Raw genomic sequence first — 17,517 nt, 5'->3', positions numbered from 1 at the left:
TTAATCAGAATTGACCTGTTAAACAACAGATTTTATTTATTGAATTGTTCTGATCTCTATGGAGCCTGAGGAAAAATAGCAGTGGGTTCAGGATGTAGCAAGAGTGGCTTTGTAGCTAAGCGTAAACTGAACACATGCCTTCAATTTACGGATTTGGTCTTCCTGCTATTCCTGCTGATTAGTTAATTAATGAAGTTACATGCCTTTTAGTTTTTCAAAAAGCTCGAAATGATAATCTGCCTTTTGCTTCTCGCCCAGAAATAAGGCGGAAGTGGCTGAGATCGAGTGTAAAAAGGCCAGCCAGCTAGAAAGATCTATATTGTATTGTTTGAATGCATTGATCATTGCCTCCCGGTTATCATCGTACATAACCGTTAGATCGGCGGTTGCCAGAAGTGCCAAGAAAGCTTTTTTCATTGGTTTATTTTCTTCGATTTTCTTTGTCATTATCTCACTCCAGAACAGATCCCTTTCGTTTTCAAGGCTATCATTGAGGGTCTCGTAAGCCCATAAATAATAATGAATCAGGGCTGACTTTTTACGATGCTTATTCAAAAGGGCATTCGTTATAGCCTCGTAATTTGGGTGAGATTCCAGCCTGGGGAGGTTATAAACGAATTCATCCAAACCGGTTTCAGGTTGTGGTGTTTCCTGTTGTTCTTTCAACAATGTTGTATAGTCGAACCGGCTTAGCTTATAGCTTGCAATACTCTCTGATAATTGATCACTGTCAGAAACTGTTGCCTCGTATGGTGTATCCAACAGATCTGATTTATTGAATAAAAAAGCTTTGACAAGGCTTAAATACTTTTTAATACTTTCTGGCCTGTCACCATTCTCGATTTCACTGTCCAGAAAAATACCATAATACTCTGGTCTTTCGCTAATGGATACCTGTCTTGTTTTATCTAGTGGTTTCAGAAGTATTCCCTCAATACTGTCTGGATCATTTGTCCTGGGAAATAGCGCATTTTCAGCTTCAGGACCGTCATTGCTGAACAGAAACTGGATGCGATAGTTTGCAGGGCAACTCAAAAGGTACTTTGTGAGCATTGTCGGCCAGCCAGCCTGTGGGATATGCAGAAGGTTAAACCGTTTATCAGTAAAGATTCTGATGGCTGTTTCGGCCGAAAAACGTACACCAAGTAAAGAACTTGCCAGCAAACCGGGCAAAATTTCCGTAACAATCTTTCCCGCTTCAATAAAAATCTTCTCTCCTGGTCTTTTGGTCGATGTGTATTGAATAACAGGCTTATAGATTGAGTCTTTTTGCCAGGTATCTGATGTCTCGTTCTGATAATACTGGTAGTGGTTTGCTAGTCGCATAAATACCAGAGATTCCAGGTAACCACCATAATGAAAGCCAATTTCACGTGCTTTCATAAAATGATTATGAGCACTGATCAGGACGCTTTTGCGATCGGTTAATATTATCTTCTGGTGATCAGAACTTACTTTTGCTTCCAGAAGTGTCAATCCAGCTAGACAATGAAGCCAGCCTGACATCTGTAAAGATTGATAATCCAATTTACCCTCGTATTGGTTTAACTGCTGTTTTAATTTCCGATAGCCAACTTTTCTGGCTTGCTCGGTAGCAAGAATAAAAATACTTTCGTCTCCATCCCAGAACTTTTTCACGCTGTCATTTTTAAAGACAACATAGTCCATGACTTTTGATTGCATATTATGGGAAGCAGTCTTGACCGGCTTATACCATACAGAGTTCTTCAACCCGGTGCCTAATATTTTCCAGCCCATTGAGTTAGCCTGGAGTTTTTTTGCCTTTTCTGCATTTACACCGATAAGAGTGAGAATATGCTGGTGAACCAGCAAAAGAATGTTATAAAACGAATGGCTATCTTCGGTAACCAGTTCGCGAGACAAACCAATTAATTTTGTCAAAAATTGTAAGTCATGACCAAAATGCATAGCGGTTAAGAGAGCCTGGTTATCGAAGGATTGGGTTTTAAGATGAGGGAGGGCCAGCTCTGCTTCTGGTGATGCACCAACCAGATGAAAAGCAAGCTCTATAACATCTGCCATTGCCCGATTTTCAGGTTCACTATCTTCAGAGAGATTCCTCTGGGCTTTTTTCAGGTATATGGGGAGCTCCGTGTCTAATTCAGGGCCAATTATAGAAAAGACAATGGTCAATATGGATAGGTCCAGGCAAATAAAATCAATCAATTCCGTTCGGTCAGTGGCGAAGTAAAGTATCAATCTTAATGCTGCTTCTGTTCTTTCTTCCGCCTCTAATACCGTTACCCTTAGCGTATCGTCTATCGCCTCCTCTACCGCTTCCTCTACCGCTTTCGCTTTCTCGTCCGTTAACACTTCTATTATCGTATTCGCTGCCGCTTTACCTGCGTCTACCAGCTTACCTATCGCCGTTACCACCTCTGTCGATATCTCCAACCCTGTAGCGTTCGACTTCGTTATTAGTGTCAGTTTCCTTGTTGCTTTCGTTAACGCCATCGCTTTCTCTTTTGCGGTCGCCTTCACTTTTACTATCTCGTTCGCTAACTCGTTCTCGTTCTCGTTCGCTACCGCTACCGCTACTGCTATGGCTACTTCTACTATGGCTTCTTCTGCCGCTTTCTTGGCCTCAATTGCTGCCACTGAGGCTGACTGAGACGATTCCCCTTGTTCATGCTGTTCGTTTAGCAGATACGCGGTATTTGTAAATAGCTGGCTCAATCGATTCAATACAACATCAACTGCACCACCAGGGCCTTTTACCGGAAGCTCCTCCAGAAATTCTCTCAGTATATGTATAGAAGGTGTTACCCTGCCTGGAATCTTGCTTTGCGGGTTTTTGAGGTAAGTGTCGGCATCAAAGGCCAGTTTCAGTGCGAAAGGCTTTGGAATCAGCACCAGCCATTTGAGTAATAGTCCGGCCAGAACCGGTGTATCTGCGCGCGATTCTAATAAAAACTCAATAGACTGTGATACCCCGGAGAATGCAGAGCAATAGGCCTGGATTACTTGATTAGGCTTTCTTCCCATGCCATGTTCAAAAAACAGAAAGAGCATCGAGGCATAAGGGAAGTTAAGATCTTTGGACACTAAAATAGACTCCCTTATCTTTATCGCGTTGAGTCTGGCTTCCGGGCTAAAGGACAGTTCAATAGTTTTGTTGTCATCTGACATTTTGGCCCCTATCATGGCCAGTGCCTTCAGAAAATAGTAATAACCTGTTCCCAGCTTGTTTGTTGAGTTATTGCTATTTTTTACCAGAGCCTTTCTGAATGCGGTAATGCGGTCTTCTACCTGTTGCAAAAATCTTTTCGGGTTTTCCTGCATAAATCTGACTTCCTGAATAATGTTGTTATCCAGCTGAAATAAATACTGGTTATGTAGTTGTTCATTGAATAGTCCTTTTGATGGTTGAATGCCTGGCTTCAGTTCTGTTGACTGTCTGGCTGCATTTACGGTTCTTTTTGCTTTTTCAGAGTTTGTAGCTGTTCCAGATGATAGCTGCGTTAAAGTGGATGGAGTGGGGGAAGCCTGAACCTTTTTGATTTGGATAAAATCTCTTGAAAGCAGAAAAGATCGGGCAAGAATCCAGTCTTTTATTAAATTGGATCTGGACTTTTTAATCGCTTTATTGCTTATTTTTTCATGATGCCGGTCAAATCTTTCCTTTTCTGTCTTGCTGTCTTTGCTTAACGAAGTTTTGAGATAGCTTTCCCAAAAACCCACTTTCCAAAAGGCTATGAATCTGGGTTGATGATTTTTGAGCAATTGTCCGGTGCGCTCAGTATCCATGAATGCCTTCAGGTCAGTCATGGCCAGCACATATGGGAAACACGATATATCAATGACCTGAGATTTTTTTTTCAAGGCTCCCTTGATTTGCAGGGCGTTGAGGCTGTACGACCAAAGTTCATTATGAATCTGACCGACTGCGGGTTCTTTTTTTTTCTCAAGTATCAGTATCAGTGACCCGATGGTTTGTTGCAGCTCCCGAGTCCTGGGATGAACTGCTTTCAGGGCTGTTAATATAGAGGGGGTATCCGGTTGTCTCAGGGCATTGACAATGTGCTTCACTTCTCTGCCTTTGTCTGAGAGTTCTGACTCTTTGGCTAAGCCCTGCTCAATCCTGGTCAGGGTGGTGACGTCTGTATCCTGATAGAGCTGCTCCAGAAATCCACCACTCAACAGGCCTTCAACCTTCACCTGATTGATGCTGGTTTGTCTGGAAGTCATGCTGCGTAACAGCCGGTTTACAGGTTCTATCTGGGGCCAGCCTGCCGGATGTTGGTTGTGTAATTGCATCGCGATTAATAATTGGTAGGCAAGCGGTATACCGGCAAGGGCCGCCGGTAACAGCAGCTCGAAAGCATTTTCATAGATCTGAAGTGCTTCCGGTTTTCCGGATGGGATTTTTTGGTTCAGAATGAACAACGCCTGAATCAGTTGTGCATAGGGAAAGTGGTTTTCATAAGCAGCCTGTTCTAACCCTGAGCGCTGCTGACTGTCCGGGGTATTTGCCATATTGATGGTGATGACCGGTTGCTCACCGGATGTATCTGCAGAAGCCCCTGAACAAGACAGTATTTGTAGGGTTTTTGTTTTTCCTTCCTTAAGTTGATTTTGCAGTGTATTGAATTCTATATCGGACGCAGGGTTTTCTTTAGAGGCTTCGTTTTCTTCAAAGCCTTCGCAATCTTGTGCCTTTGTTGCCCTATTCAGCTCATTCGGGAAGTTATAATCCATCTCCTTAAGCCAGTTTGATATTTCTATGGACTGAGACAATGCCGTTTCGAAATCGATCGTATCGGAAATTGACTTTTTGGCGGAGGTTTCGTTTTTTTTCTTTTTTGAATGTTCAGCCAGGACTGGTGCCACTGGCTTACTGTCATGAGCTACTGTAGAGTGTTCATCGCTCGCATCATTTTCTGTCTTATTCTCTACATTAATAGTGCTTTCCTGTTCGTTGTCAGGTTGTGGCTTGATATAAGGCATCAGAAATTCGGGTAACCTGGATGATTTTGAGTAGCTGCTGAACACTGACTGCTGAATAATCTCCTCAACCTGTCGTTGAGTGTCACTTGCGAGCAAGATCTTTAATACATTTTGAGCATTTTGCGCCTGTCGCTTTGTTGCATTACTACCCGGGTAAGTTTGATCAAGTTGCGTGTCCTGAAGTAGTTTTTCAACTATAGCGGGCAGGCTTGGCATAAGCAGTTTGGAACCCTTGGCAAAAGGTTCTACACGGATGAAATCGAAGTACCCGTCAGGACCGGCAGAAATATCGATTGATATGATTCGCCACTCTTTTGCTTTGCAACGGCTCAACCCCATGGCCTTTTTATTGTTTTTATCAGGATAGCCGTTGATCTTTACGGTATTCCTTAGCCGTCTGCGCTGCGATTTTTTTGGGTTTAAAACCATAGTGTGAATATTGCTGCGCCTAACGATGGTACCAGACAGAGCGCTTCTTAGTTTACTCTCTATAGACTCCGAAATGGTTTCCAGATTTTTGATATCCCTGACTGCCAATTCAATATCATTGGTAACAGGTATCTTGCCAATTTCGGTGGGTTTAACCACTGATGAAAGATGTTGCGACCTGGCTAAACCCCCATAAACAAGAGCATCTCCAGTATCGGATAAAACACTTTCGATTTCTGCATGGGTTTTTTTAAAAACAGGTGCGAGCACCAACAGTGCAGGAATTACATAGCGGATATCCTGTTTTTTTACTAAAAATGCGCCCTCGGAACAGGCTTTTAAATGATTATCCAAAGATTTCATTTTGTTGTTTATCGTTGATGCCGAGAGATCTGGAGCTATAAAGGCGATATAGTTACTGGCAGAGTTTTCCCAGAAAAAAATCACGGCTCCAAGCAGGTTTTTGCTAATGTAAAAAGTTTCATCGATAGTCTCTGTATCATCGAACAGGTAACAAACAAGGCGTAATTTATTGTAAAAACTGAGTAGGTTATGTCCGTGTTCTCCCTCTATGAATCTATCGGGTGCAGTAAACGCTTGTTTTAGCTGTTTGCTGGCCGATTTTATGGACGCCTCTTTTAGCTGATCGCTGGTAGATTTTATGGCGTTGCAATGAAGACTTTCCCGGCATAATAAAATGTCTTTTTGCCATTGTGGAAACAACTCCCACAAAGCATTTTCAAACTCACTGTCTTGCAGCCATTGGTTTTCCTCTTCGTTTAATTGGGATCGGATCAGGAAGTGAGTGAACCACAGGTTGCTGTCACTGTGATGAAACAGTCTTACAGCGTGATTCTCGTGAAACAGGAACGTATGACAATCTTCAAGCCCTTCCAGAGGTTGTTGAGGCATGTGATCATGTTTTATATCATGGCTATAACAGCGATATTTCTGACCGTCAGGAACGATGGCCAGTATAGAGTTTTGCAGGGCTTTTGATGCCAGCACCAGGTGTTGTTGGTTTTTTGGATCAAAACCCCGGAGCATCTGGTTATATAATGCTTCACTTTCACTGTCAGGTGGTTGGCATTGACGGGCCAGGGTTTCAAAATTTTCACTGGATGTGATATCGAGGTGCTCTGGAAGAAAATCCGAGCCATGGATTACTCTTCCAGGCCAAAGTCCGCAGTGTCTGTAAAAATGCAATAGATGTTTAAGCAAGGATGTTGAGTGCACTGCGTCTGCTGGTGTGACCGGATGGTTACCGCCCGGTGGTGGCTCGTTGTCGTCAATATTGTTCCTGCCGTCAGGGCTCGCAGTTCGTCTACTTTTGTTGCCACTTTGTTCGGCTTTTTGTGCAGAGGGATTACTCGGGCAGGACTGAGATTCAGGCGGTCCATTATTTCCCTGGACACCAGAAGCAGTCATTATGCCTGATACAAACCCTGTAGAAGAGAGTGACATATCTGGCTGATGAGGGATGGCAGGAGGATTAAAGCCGTCGAACACGTTGCTTTTTTCGGGCACTAAAGCCAATGGGTTTCCGTTTGTTTGATGGCTAAAAAAAGGTGATACACGACCGGAAAAGTATGAGTGGACAGGGTGGCCCGGAAACTCACGGTTTAAATAGGTCAACACATTGTTCAGTAACTCAGGCCGCCGTTTAACAAACTGGTAAAGTGAACCAGGGTCGCTCAGAATCTGCTCCCTTACCAGGGCACTGAGGCTTTTCGGGATGGGTGATGTGAACCCTGAGAGAATTCCCCGCCACTGATAGAGATTAAAGGGCGTATTGGTCACCGTGCTCATAAGCAGGGCAGCCAGGTTGAGATGCTCACTTTCTACCAGGGTGCCAATCTCTGGTCCATCCCAACCGGCGTAATGATCCTCGACATTATAAGGGGCATCAGCGAACCGCATCAGCAGCACCGGGTCACCTGCTCCCCAGAAATGGTATTTCCGATGTCTGTCGTTGCGGGCGATGAACAAAGAAGATCTCGACCAGGCCGGGTAGGTATCATTGCCGGGCGATACCTTTTCCAGTGCCCAGAGGTTAAAGTACTTCCCGGTCATGAGTGCCGGACCGGGGTTTATTGCAGTCTCGGGAATGCCAGGTTGATAAACCCAGTTTTGATCTGACCACTGATAAAGCCAGTTATTATTTTGGCAAGCGTGTATTTTTTCTTTGTCAGCTGGCTTGCTTTTATTGGGTTCTCCAAACAACTTATCGTGGGAAGAGAGGCAGTGAATAGCCTGATTGACCCGCTTGATATAACTACTGTCCAAAGCGGTTTGCCCGTCAGCGCTGATACTGTCTTTTCTAGCCAGTTCGGGCAATAGCCAGGGTTTTGCGTGATTCAGCGGGAAATCAATAAGAACGCTCTGACACTTTTTATGCTCTGTAAGCGGATTGGTCTGGCAGATAATGGCCTGCAGGCGATTCTGCTGACTTTCTCGCCAGGGACGCAGGAAAAGGGTACTGGTATGGGTGTCGTTTAGTAGTTTCCAAAGCGACAGCCAGGCAGACAGAGAATCACCCTCAACGGCCTGAGTCTCTGACGATGATGTCGAGGGTGAGGCCGTAATCTGCCAGACAGGATGATTTTCGATACAAGTGGTTTGTATTGACAGTTGGCCTTTCAGCAAAGAGTGATCGATCATCACCGGATGAGGGTTGCAATCGGGGGCATCACCAAAAGCCCGGGACAATGAGGGAAATCCGCGACTGAAAGAAGGGTAGGGTACGGTTGAAGGAGGAAGCAGCTTTGCTAACAGAAACCCGGGCAGATGACTCAACCATTGATTCTGGAAAAAAAGGGACAGCTTTTTGGGGCTGCCAACGTCGTGTATTACGTGATAATGGTTACCCAGCTTGAGGTGGAAATTATTGGCTTTAAATCCGGCGTAGAGACCCAAAAAGCGGATTTCTGGTGCCTTGTGCCCGGGTTCATTCTGGTGGCCGGAGGTATGACCTGATTGTACGTTCATTTCAATTATGAATAGCAGGGCAATTAAGAGAAGTTTTAACAGTCTTCTGTGACAAACAAGCATAGAATTGCCGTAGATCCCATTTGATAATTATTAATTTGTCAATCAGAGTTGACCTGTTAAATAACAGTTTTTATTAATACTGATTGAATGAATTGTTCTGGTCTCTATGGAGACTGAGGAAAAATAGCAGTGGGTTCATGATGTAGCAAGAATGGTCCCGCGTTCGGTTTGGCTGCTGGTTTCGAATCTTGTGATAACGTTTTTATGTTGCTGCTGAAGGTAGCGGCTCTGTTTCCGGAGGTGAGGCTGGCAACTTCGGGTTAAAGCAGCAGACTCAATAATTATACGACAAAAATCTATTTGCTAAATTGATATACGTTGAGAATCGTACGTCAGTTTGTTTCATGTTCATTGATGAATTCTTTTGGGCTGTCGAAGTTGAAATGAGTGGCAACCGTAGGGTGCCTAACACTAATATTTTTCAGAAGGTTTTCATCCTTTAAGGCGTTTATAGCTTTGGTGACAACAACAGGCGAATAGCTTCAGCCAATTAAACTGAGTTGGAACGCAGAGGGATGGAAAAAGTTGGTATTCAGATAGATGAGAATAAGGGGGCTGTTACTTAATGACTTAATATTCTGTCAAGGCTCTAAAATACTCGAGATAATGGTGATCTTTCTTTAGGTCGTCTCCCAGAAAAGAGGCGATTTCAGCCGATATACAGTGAAATAAAGACAACCAGGAATTAAGATCTTTTTTGTATTTTTTAAATGCGGTGCACATAGCCTCCCGGTTATCATCGTACATAGCCGTTAGATCAGCGGTTGCAAGAAGTGCGAAAAAAGCCTTTTTTATTGGTTCATTTTCTTCAATCTTCTGTGTCATTATCCTATTCCAGAACGAATACCGTTCGTTGTTACGACTATCATTGAGGATCTCGTAAGCCCATAAATAATAGTGAATCAGGGCTGACTTTGTGCGATGTTTTTTCAAAAGAGCATTACTGATAGCCTCGTAATTTGGGTGAGACTCCAGTCTGGGCAGGTTATAAACGAATTCATCCAAACCGGTTTCAGGTTGTGGTGTTTCCTGTAGTTCTTCCAACAATGCTGTATAGTCAAGTCGGCGTAGCTTATAGCTTGCAGTACTCTCTGATAATTGATCACTATCAGAAACTGTTGCCGGTGTTTCCAGCAGATCTGATTTATCTAATAAAAAAGCTTTGACAAGGCTTAAATACTTTTTAATACTTTCTGGCCTGTCGCCATTTTCGATTTCACTGTCCAGCCAAATACCATATTGTTCTGGTCTTTTTTCAGTGGCAAATTGCCTGGTTCTCTCCATTGGTTCCAGAAGTATTCTTTCAATACTGTCAGGATCACTTATCCTTGGAAATAACGCTTCTTCAACTTCAGTGACATCATTGTTGAAGACAAACTGTAAGCTATGGTTTACGGGGAGAATTAAAAAGTGCTTTGCGATCAGTGTCGGCCAACCAGCTTGAGGCATATGCAGAAGATTAAACCGTTCATTAGTAAAGATTCTGATGGCTGCTTCAACGGCAAAACGTACACCATATAGAGAGCTTGATAATAGCCCGGGCAGGATGTCCGTGACAATTTTACCCGCGTCTATAAAGATCTTATCCCCTGGTTTTTTGATCGATGCGTATTGAATAACAGGCTTATTGGTCAGATCTCTTTGCCAGGCTTCTGATGTCTCGTTCTGGTAATACTGGTAGTTGTCTAGCCGCATGTCCACCAGTGATTTCAGATAACCTCCATAGGGGAAGCCGAGATGACGTGCTTTTGCGAAATGCTCATGAGCAATGGTCAGTACTCTTTTGCGACCGGTCAATATTACCCGCTGGTCATCAGAACTTGTTTGTGCCTTCAGAAGCGTCAATCCAGCCAGGCAATGAAGCCAGCCTGACATCGCTGTAGATTGAGAATCCACTTTTCCCTCATATTGGTTTAACTGCTGTTTTAATTTTTGATAGCCAATTTTTCTGGCTTGCTCAATAGCAACAAGAAAAGTATTTTCGTCTCCATCTGTGAAATTTTTTACGCTGTCGCTGTTAAAGACAACATGGTCTATGACTTTTGATTGCATATTATGTGCAACAGCCTTGACTGGCTTATGCCATACATAGTTCCTAAAACATGTATGTAGTGTTTGCCAACCATCTGAGTCAACCTGAAGTTTTTTTGCCTTTTCTGCATTTCCACCGATAAGCTCGAGAATATACTGGTGAACCAGCAAAAGAATGTTGTAAATATACAATTTGGTATCTTGGGTAACCAGTTCGCGAGAAAAACCGATTAATTTTGTCAGAAGTTGTAAGTTATGACCGAAATGCATTGCGGTTAAAAGGGCCTGGGCATTGAAGGGTTGGGCTTTAAGACAAGAAAGGGTCGGCTTTGTTTCTGATGATACACTAACCAGATGAAAAGCAAGTTCTATAATATCTGCCATCATCTGATCATCAAAATTAGTCTCTTTAGAGAGCTGCCTATGAGCCTTTTTCAGGTACTCGAAGAGTCCCGAGTGTGATTCAGAGCCAATTATAGAAAAAACAATGGTCAATGTGGATAAATCCAGGTAAACAAAATCAATCAATTCCGTTCGACCAGTAGCGAAGTACAGTACCAATCTTAATGTTGCTGCTCTACTCTCTGCCGTTTCCTTTACTGCTACCTTGACCGCCTCGTTTACCGTTTCGTCTATCGTTTCCTTAATTGCTTTCGCTTTCGCTTCCTTTAACCTTTCCAGAACCGTGATCGCTGCCGCTTTACCTGTCTCTGCCGCTTTATCTAACGCTGCCACTACCGCTGTCGTTTTATCTAACGCTGTCGCGTTCGAGTTCGTTTCTGCTGTCACTTTCTCTGTCGCTTCCGCCAAGGCTATCGCTTTCGCTTTGACGTTTGCTTTCGATTCCGCTATTGCTTCCGCTAACACTATAGCGTTTTCTGTTGAGTTCGAGTTCGAACACGAGCACGAGCTCGAGCACAAGTGCGAGTTTGCTTCTGCTATCGCTACCTCTATGGCTAATTCAGCTATGGCATCTGCTGCACTTGTCGTAGCCGCTTCTGCTGACACGGACTCAGTCGCTTCCGCTTGTTCATGCTGTACGTTTTGCAGATGCCGGGTATTGGTAAATTGCTGACCCATTCGATTCAAAACAACATCAACTGCGCCATCAGAGCCTTTTACCGGAAGCTGCTCCAGAAACTCTCTGAGTAAACCAATGGAAGGTGTTACCCTGCCCGGAATATTGACTTGCGGGTTTTTCAGGTAAGTCTCTGCATCAAAGGCCAGTTTCAGTTCGAAAGTCTTTGGAATCAGTATCAGCCACTTGAGTAACAGTCCGGACAGAACCGGTGCATATGTTTGCAATTCTAATAAAATCTCAATGGACTGTGACACCCCGGAGAATGCAGAGTAGAGGGCCTGCTTTGGTGTTTTAAGCTTTTCTTCCATACCATGTTCAAAAAACAGAGAGAGCATTGGAGCATAGGGGAAGTAATACTCTTTAGAGATTAAAATAGACTCTTTTATCTTTTTCGCGTTAAGTTTGACTCCCGGTCCAAAGGACAACTCAATAGTTTTGTTGTCATCTGACATTTTGGCCCCTATCAAGGCCAGTGCCTTCAAAAAGTGGTAATAACCTATTCCCAGCGTGTTTGTTGAATCATTGCCATTTTGTACCTGAGCTACTCTGAATGCTGTGATGTGCTCTTCTACCTGTTGCAAAAATAATTTCGGGCTTTTCTGCATAAATCTGACTTCCTGAATAATATTGTTATCCAGTTGAAGTAAATACCCGGTATGTACTTGTTCATTGTGTTGTCCTGTTGATGGTCGGATAACAGGCTTCATTTTTTTTGACTGCCTGGCCGCATTTACGGTTCTTTTTGCTTTTTCAGAATGTGTACCTGTTTTAGACGTTAGTTGCGCCGGAGTGGGGCAGGCAGGAGCCTCTTTGATTTGAATAAAGTCTCTTGAAAGCAGCAAAGAGCGGGCAAGAATCCAGTCTTCTATTAAATCGAGTCTGGACTTTTTAATCGCCTTGTTATTTATTTGGTTATGATGCTCGTCAAATATTTCCCTTTCAGTCTTGCTGTCTTTGCTTAACGAAGCCTTGAGATAGCTTTCCCAAAAACCCATTTTCCAAAAGGCTATGAATCTGGGTTGATGATATTTGAGCAGTTGTCCGGTTTGCTCAGTATCCATGAAGGCTTTCAGGTCAGTCATGGCCAGTACCTGTGGGAAATAAGATATATCCATGTGCTGAGGTTTTTTTTTCGAGGCGCCCTTAATTTGCAGGGCGTTGAGACTGTACGACCAAAGTTCACTGTGAATCTGACCGACTGCGGGTTCTTTTTTTCTCTCCAGTATCAGTATCAGTGAGCCGATGGTTTGTTGCAGCTCCCGAGCCCTGGGTCGAACTGTTTTCAGGGCTGTTAATATGGACGCAGTATTCGGTTCTCTCAGGGCACTGACAATGTGCTTCACCTCTCTGCCTCTGTCTGAGAGGTCTGACTCTTTGGCTAACCCCTGCTCAATCCTGGTCAGGGTGATGGCGTCTGTATCCTGATAGAGCTGCTCTAGAAATCCACCGCTCAACAGGCCTTCAACCTTTATCCGGGTTAAGCTTGTCGCTCTGGAAGCCATGCTGCGTAACAGCCGGTTGACAGGTTCCAGCTGGGGCCAGCCTGCCGGATGTTGGTTGCGCAATTGCATTCCGATTAATAATTGGTAGGCAAGCGGTATACCGGCAATGGCTGACGGTAACAGTAGCTCGAAAGCCTTCTCATAGATCTGCAGTATTTCTGATTTTTCAGCAGGGCATTTCTGGTTCAGAATGAACAACGCCTGAACCAGTTGCGCATAGGGGAAGTGGTTCTCATAAGCGGCCTGCTCTAGGCCTTTGCGCTGCTGACTGCCCGGGGTATGGGCCAGATCGATGGTGATGACCGGTTGGTCTGTGGATGTATCAGCAGATGCTCCGGAACAGGCCAGTATTTTCAGGGTTTTTGTTTTTCCGTCCTGCAGTTGTTTTTGCAGTGTATCGAATTCTGTATCGGGTGCAGGGTTTTCTGCAGGGGCTTTGCAATCTTGTGTCTTTGTTGTCCTGTTCAGCTCGTCCGCAAAGCGATGATCCATCTCCTTAAGCCAGTTTGATATTTCTACGGACTGAGATAAGGCTGTTTCGAAATTGATCGTATTCGAGATTGACTTTTGGGCTGCGGTTTTATTCTTTCCTTTATTTGAGTGCTCAGCAGTATCAGGTGCCACTGCCTCGCTAATATGAGCAACTGTAGAGCGTTGATCATCAGGGCTTGCTTCTACTGTGATATCGTTTTTTTCCGGCACAGTGGCAATGTCGCTTATTTCTTGTTGTTTCTGTTCCTTCTTATGGGAATTGAAAGAAGAATCTTTTGTTATCGCCTCTGCACCTTCGGCATAATTAGCAGTAGAAACTGTTGCATGTTCGTCAATATCACTATTGCTTTCCAGTGCCTTGTCAGGTTCGGGCTTGATATAAGGAAGCAGAAATTCCGGTAACCCGGATGATTCTGAAGATCGGCTGAGCAGTGACTGTTGAATAATCGCCTGAACCTGTTGCTCAGTGTCACTCGCGAGCAAGATTTTTAATGCATTTTGAGCATTATGCATCCGTCGATTTGCATTAATACACGGGTAGGTTTGATCAGGTTGCGTGTCCTGAAGCAGTTTTTTAACCATAGCGGGCAGGCTTGGCATAAGCAGTTTGGAACCTCTGGTAAAAGGTTCTACACGGGTGAAATCGAAATAGCCTTCAGGACCAGCAGAAATATCGATCGAGAAGATTCGCCATTTTTTTGCCTTGCAAGTGACGAACCCCATTGCCTTTTCATTGTTTTTACAGGGAGTGCAGCTGATCTTTACGTTATGCAGTAGCCGACTGTGCTGCAATTCTTTGGGGTTAGCTAAAATCATAGTATGAATGTAGCTGCGTGTTACGACGGTGCCAGCCAGTGCGCTGCTTAGCTGTTTCTCTAAAGAGGCCGAAATGGTTTCCAGACTTTTGATATTATCGACTGCCAAATTAATATTATTGGTAACAGGTAACTTGCCAAGTTCGGTAGGGCCAACCAATGACGAAAGATGTTGCCATCGTGCCAAACCACCATAAACAAGAACATCTCCAATATCGGATATAACTCTATCGACTTCTGTATAGGTTTTTCTAAAAACAGGTGCGAGCACCAATAGTGCAGGAATTACGTAGCGGATATCCTGTTTTTTTACTAAAAATGCGCTCTCGTAATAAGCTTTTACATGAATATCCAAAGATTGCATTTCGTTGTTTATTGCTGATGTGGAGAGATCAGGTGCTAAAAAAGCGATATATTTACTGGCAGATTCTTCCCAGAAGAAAATCACCGCGCCAAGCACGTTTCTACTAATGTAAAACGTTCCATCGGGTTTCTCTGTAGCGTCGAACGGGTAACAAACCAAACCTAATTTATTATAAAACCTGAACAGGTTCTGTCCCTGTTTTCCCCGCAGGAATTTATCGGGTGCAGTAAATGCCTGTTTTAGCACTTGGCTGGCAGATTTTATGGACGTCTCTTTTGGCTGTTCGCTGGTAGATTTTATGGCGTTGCACTGAAGACTTTCCCGGCATAACAAAATGTCTTTTTGCCATTGTGGAAACAGTTCCCATAATGCATTCTCAAAATCACTGTCTTGCAGCCATTCGTTTTCCTGCTTATTCAAGCAGGAGCTGATCAGGAAGTGGGTGAACCACAGGTTGTTGTCACTGAGATGAGACAGTTTTACAGCGTGATTTTCGTGAAACAGAAACGTAACGACATCTTCAAACTTGTCCAGTTGTTGAGGCGTACGATCATGGTAGTTGTGGGAGTGATATCCCTGACCATCAGAAACAAAAATCCGTATAGAGTTTTCCAGTGCTTTTGATGCCAGAATCATGTGTCGTTGATTATTCGGGTCAAAACGCCAGAACATCTGATTATATAATGTTTCACTATCGCAATCGGGTATTTGGCATTGATGGAACAGGGTTTCAAATTTTTTATTGGATGTGATACCAAGCTGTTCTGGAAGAAAATCCGATATATCGCCTATTTTTTCAGGCCGGAGTCCAGCGCACCCGTAGAAATACAATAGATGGTTAAGCAAGGATTCTGATGTTACTGCGTCTGCCAGTGTGACCGGGTGGCTGCCGTCCGGTGGTGGCGGCTCATTATCGTCAATATTATTCCTGCCGTCAGGGCTCGCAGTTCGTCTACTTTTGTTGCCACTTTGTTCGGCTTTTTGTGCAGAGGGATTACTCGGGCAGGACTGAGATTCAGGCGGTCCATTATTTCCCTGGACACCAGAAGCAGTCATTATGCCTGATACAAACCCTGTAGAAGAGAGTGACATATCTGGCTGATGAGGGATGGCAGGAGGATTAAAGCCGTCGAACACGTTGCTTGTTTCGGGCACCAAAGCCAATGGGTTTCCGTTTGTTTGATGGCTAAAAAAAGGTGATACACGACCGGAAAAGTATGAGTGGACAGGGTGGCCCGGAAACTCACGGTTTAAATAGGTCAACACATTGTTCAGTAACTCAGGCCGCCGTTTAACAAACTGGTAAAGTGAACCAGGGTCGCTCAGAATCTGCTCCCTTACCAGGGCACTGAGGCTTTTCGGGATGGGTGATGTGAACCCTGAGAGAATTCCCCGCCACTGATAGAGATTAAAGGGCGTATTGGTCACCGTGCTCATAAGCAGGGCAGCCAGGTTGAGATGCTCACTTTCTACCAGGGTGCCAACCTCTGGTCCATCCCAACCGGCGTAATGATCCTCGACATTATAAGGGGCATCAGCGAACCGCATCAGCAGCACCGGGTCACCTGCTCCCCAGAAATGGTATTTCCGATGTCTGTCGTTGCGGGCGATGAACAAAGAAGATCTCGACCAGGCCGGGTAGGTATCATTGCCGGGCGATACCTTTTCCAGTGCCCAGAGGTTAAAGTACTTCCCGGTCATGAGTGCCGGGCCGGGGTTTATTGCAGTCTCGGGAATGCCAGGTTGATAAACCCAGTTTTGATCTGACCACTGATAAAGCCAGTGATTATTTTGGCAAGCATGCATTTTTTCTTTGTCAGCTGGCTTGCTTTTATTGGGTTCTCCAAACAACTTATCGTGGGAAGCGAGGCAATCAATAGCCTGATTGACCGGCTTAATATAACTACTGTCCAAAGCGGTTTGCCCGTCAGCGCTGATATTGTCTTTTCCAGCCAGTTCGGGCAATAGCCAGGGTTTTGCGTGATTCAGCGGGAAATCAATAAGAACGCTCTGACACTTTTTATGCTCTGTAAGCGGATTGGTCTGGCAGATAATGGCCTGCAGGCGATTCTGCTGACTTTCTCGCCAGGGACGCAGGAAAAGGGTACTGGTATGTGTGTCGTTTAGCAGTTTCCAAAGCGACAGCCAGGCAGACAGAGAATCACCCTCGACGGCCTGAGTCTCTGACGATGATGTTGAGGGTGAGGCCGTAATCTGCCAGACAGGATGATTTTCGATACAAGCGGTTTGTACTGACAGTCGGCCTTTCAGCAAAGAGTGATCGATCATCACGGGATGAGGGTTGCAATCGGGGGCATCACCAAAAGCCCGGGACAGTGAGGGGAAGCCGCGACTGAAAGAAGGGTAGGGTACGGTTGAAGGCGGAAGCAGTTTTGCTAACAGAAACCCGGGCAGCTGACTCAACCATTGATGCCTGAAAAAAAGGGACAGCTTTTTGGGGGTGCCAACGTCGTGTAATACGTGATAATGATTACCCAGCTTGAGGTGAAAGTTATTGGCCTTAAATCCGGCGTAGAGATCCCAAAATCTGATTTCTGGTGCGCTGTACCCGGGTCCATTCTGGTGGCCGGAGGCATGACCTGATTGTACGTTCATTTCAATTATGAACAGCAGAGCAATTAAGAGAAGTTTTAACAGTCTTCTGTGACAAACAAGCATAGAATTACCGTAGATCCCATTCGATAACTTCATTTGTTAATCAGAGTTGACCTGTTAAACAACAGTTTTTTTATACTGATTAAATGAATTGTTCTAACCTCTATG

At 44.3% G+C, this 17,517-nt stretch carries 2 protein-coding genes; both read right to left on the bottom strand.

All coding sequences use genetic code 11. The features are described from left to right. Positions 1-195: 195 nt before the first annotated feature. Positions 196-8,385 carry a hypothetical protein gene (locus tag ACO6V5_RS08850; RefSeq protein ID WP_422442391.1) on the bottom strand — a complete coding sequence of 2,730 codons (8,190 nt, stop codon included), beginning with the start codon at positions 8,383-8,385 and terminating at the stop codon, positions 196-198. A 633-nt stretch (positions 8,386-9,018) separates the two neighbouring features. Further along, entirely contained in the window at positions 9,019-17,349 is an 8,331-nt protein-coding gene (locus ACO6V5_RS08845; protein ID WP_422492092.1) for a hypothetical protein, read from the bottom strand. Positions 17,350-17,517: the final 168 nt, after the last annotated feature.

The organism is Endozoicomonas sp. ALD068 (assembly GCF_049310145.1).
GTDB lineage: Bacteria > Pseudomonadota > Gammaproteobacteria > Pseudomonadales > Endozoicomonadaceae > Endozoicomonas_A.
This window is presented reverse-complemented; position numbering and strand designations above follow the sequence as displayed.

What these genes read in the sequence shown, in the direction of transcription:
- ACO6V5_RS08845 (WP_422492092.1), bottom strand. Translation starts at nt 17,349, where the DNA reads ATGAACGTACAATCAGGTCATGCCTCCGGCCACCAGAATGGACCCGGG.
- ACO6V5_RS08850 (WP_422442391.1), bottom strand. Translation starts at nt 8,385, where the DNA reads ATGAACGTACAATCAGGTCATACCTCCGGCCACCAGAATGAACCCGGG.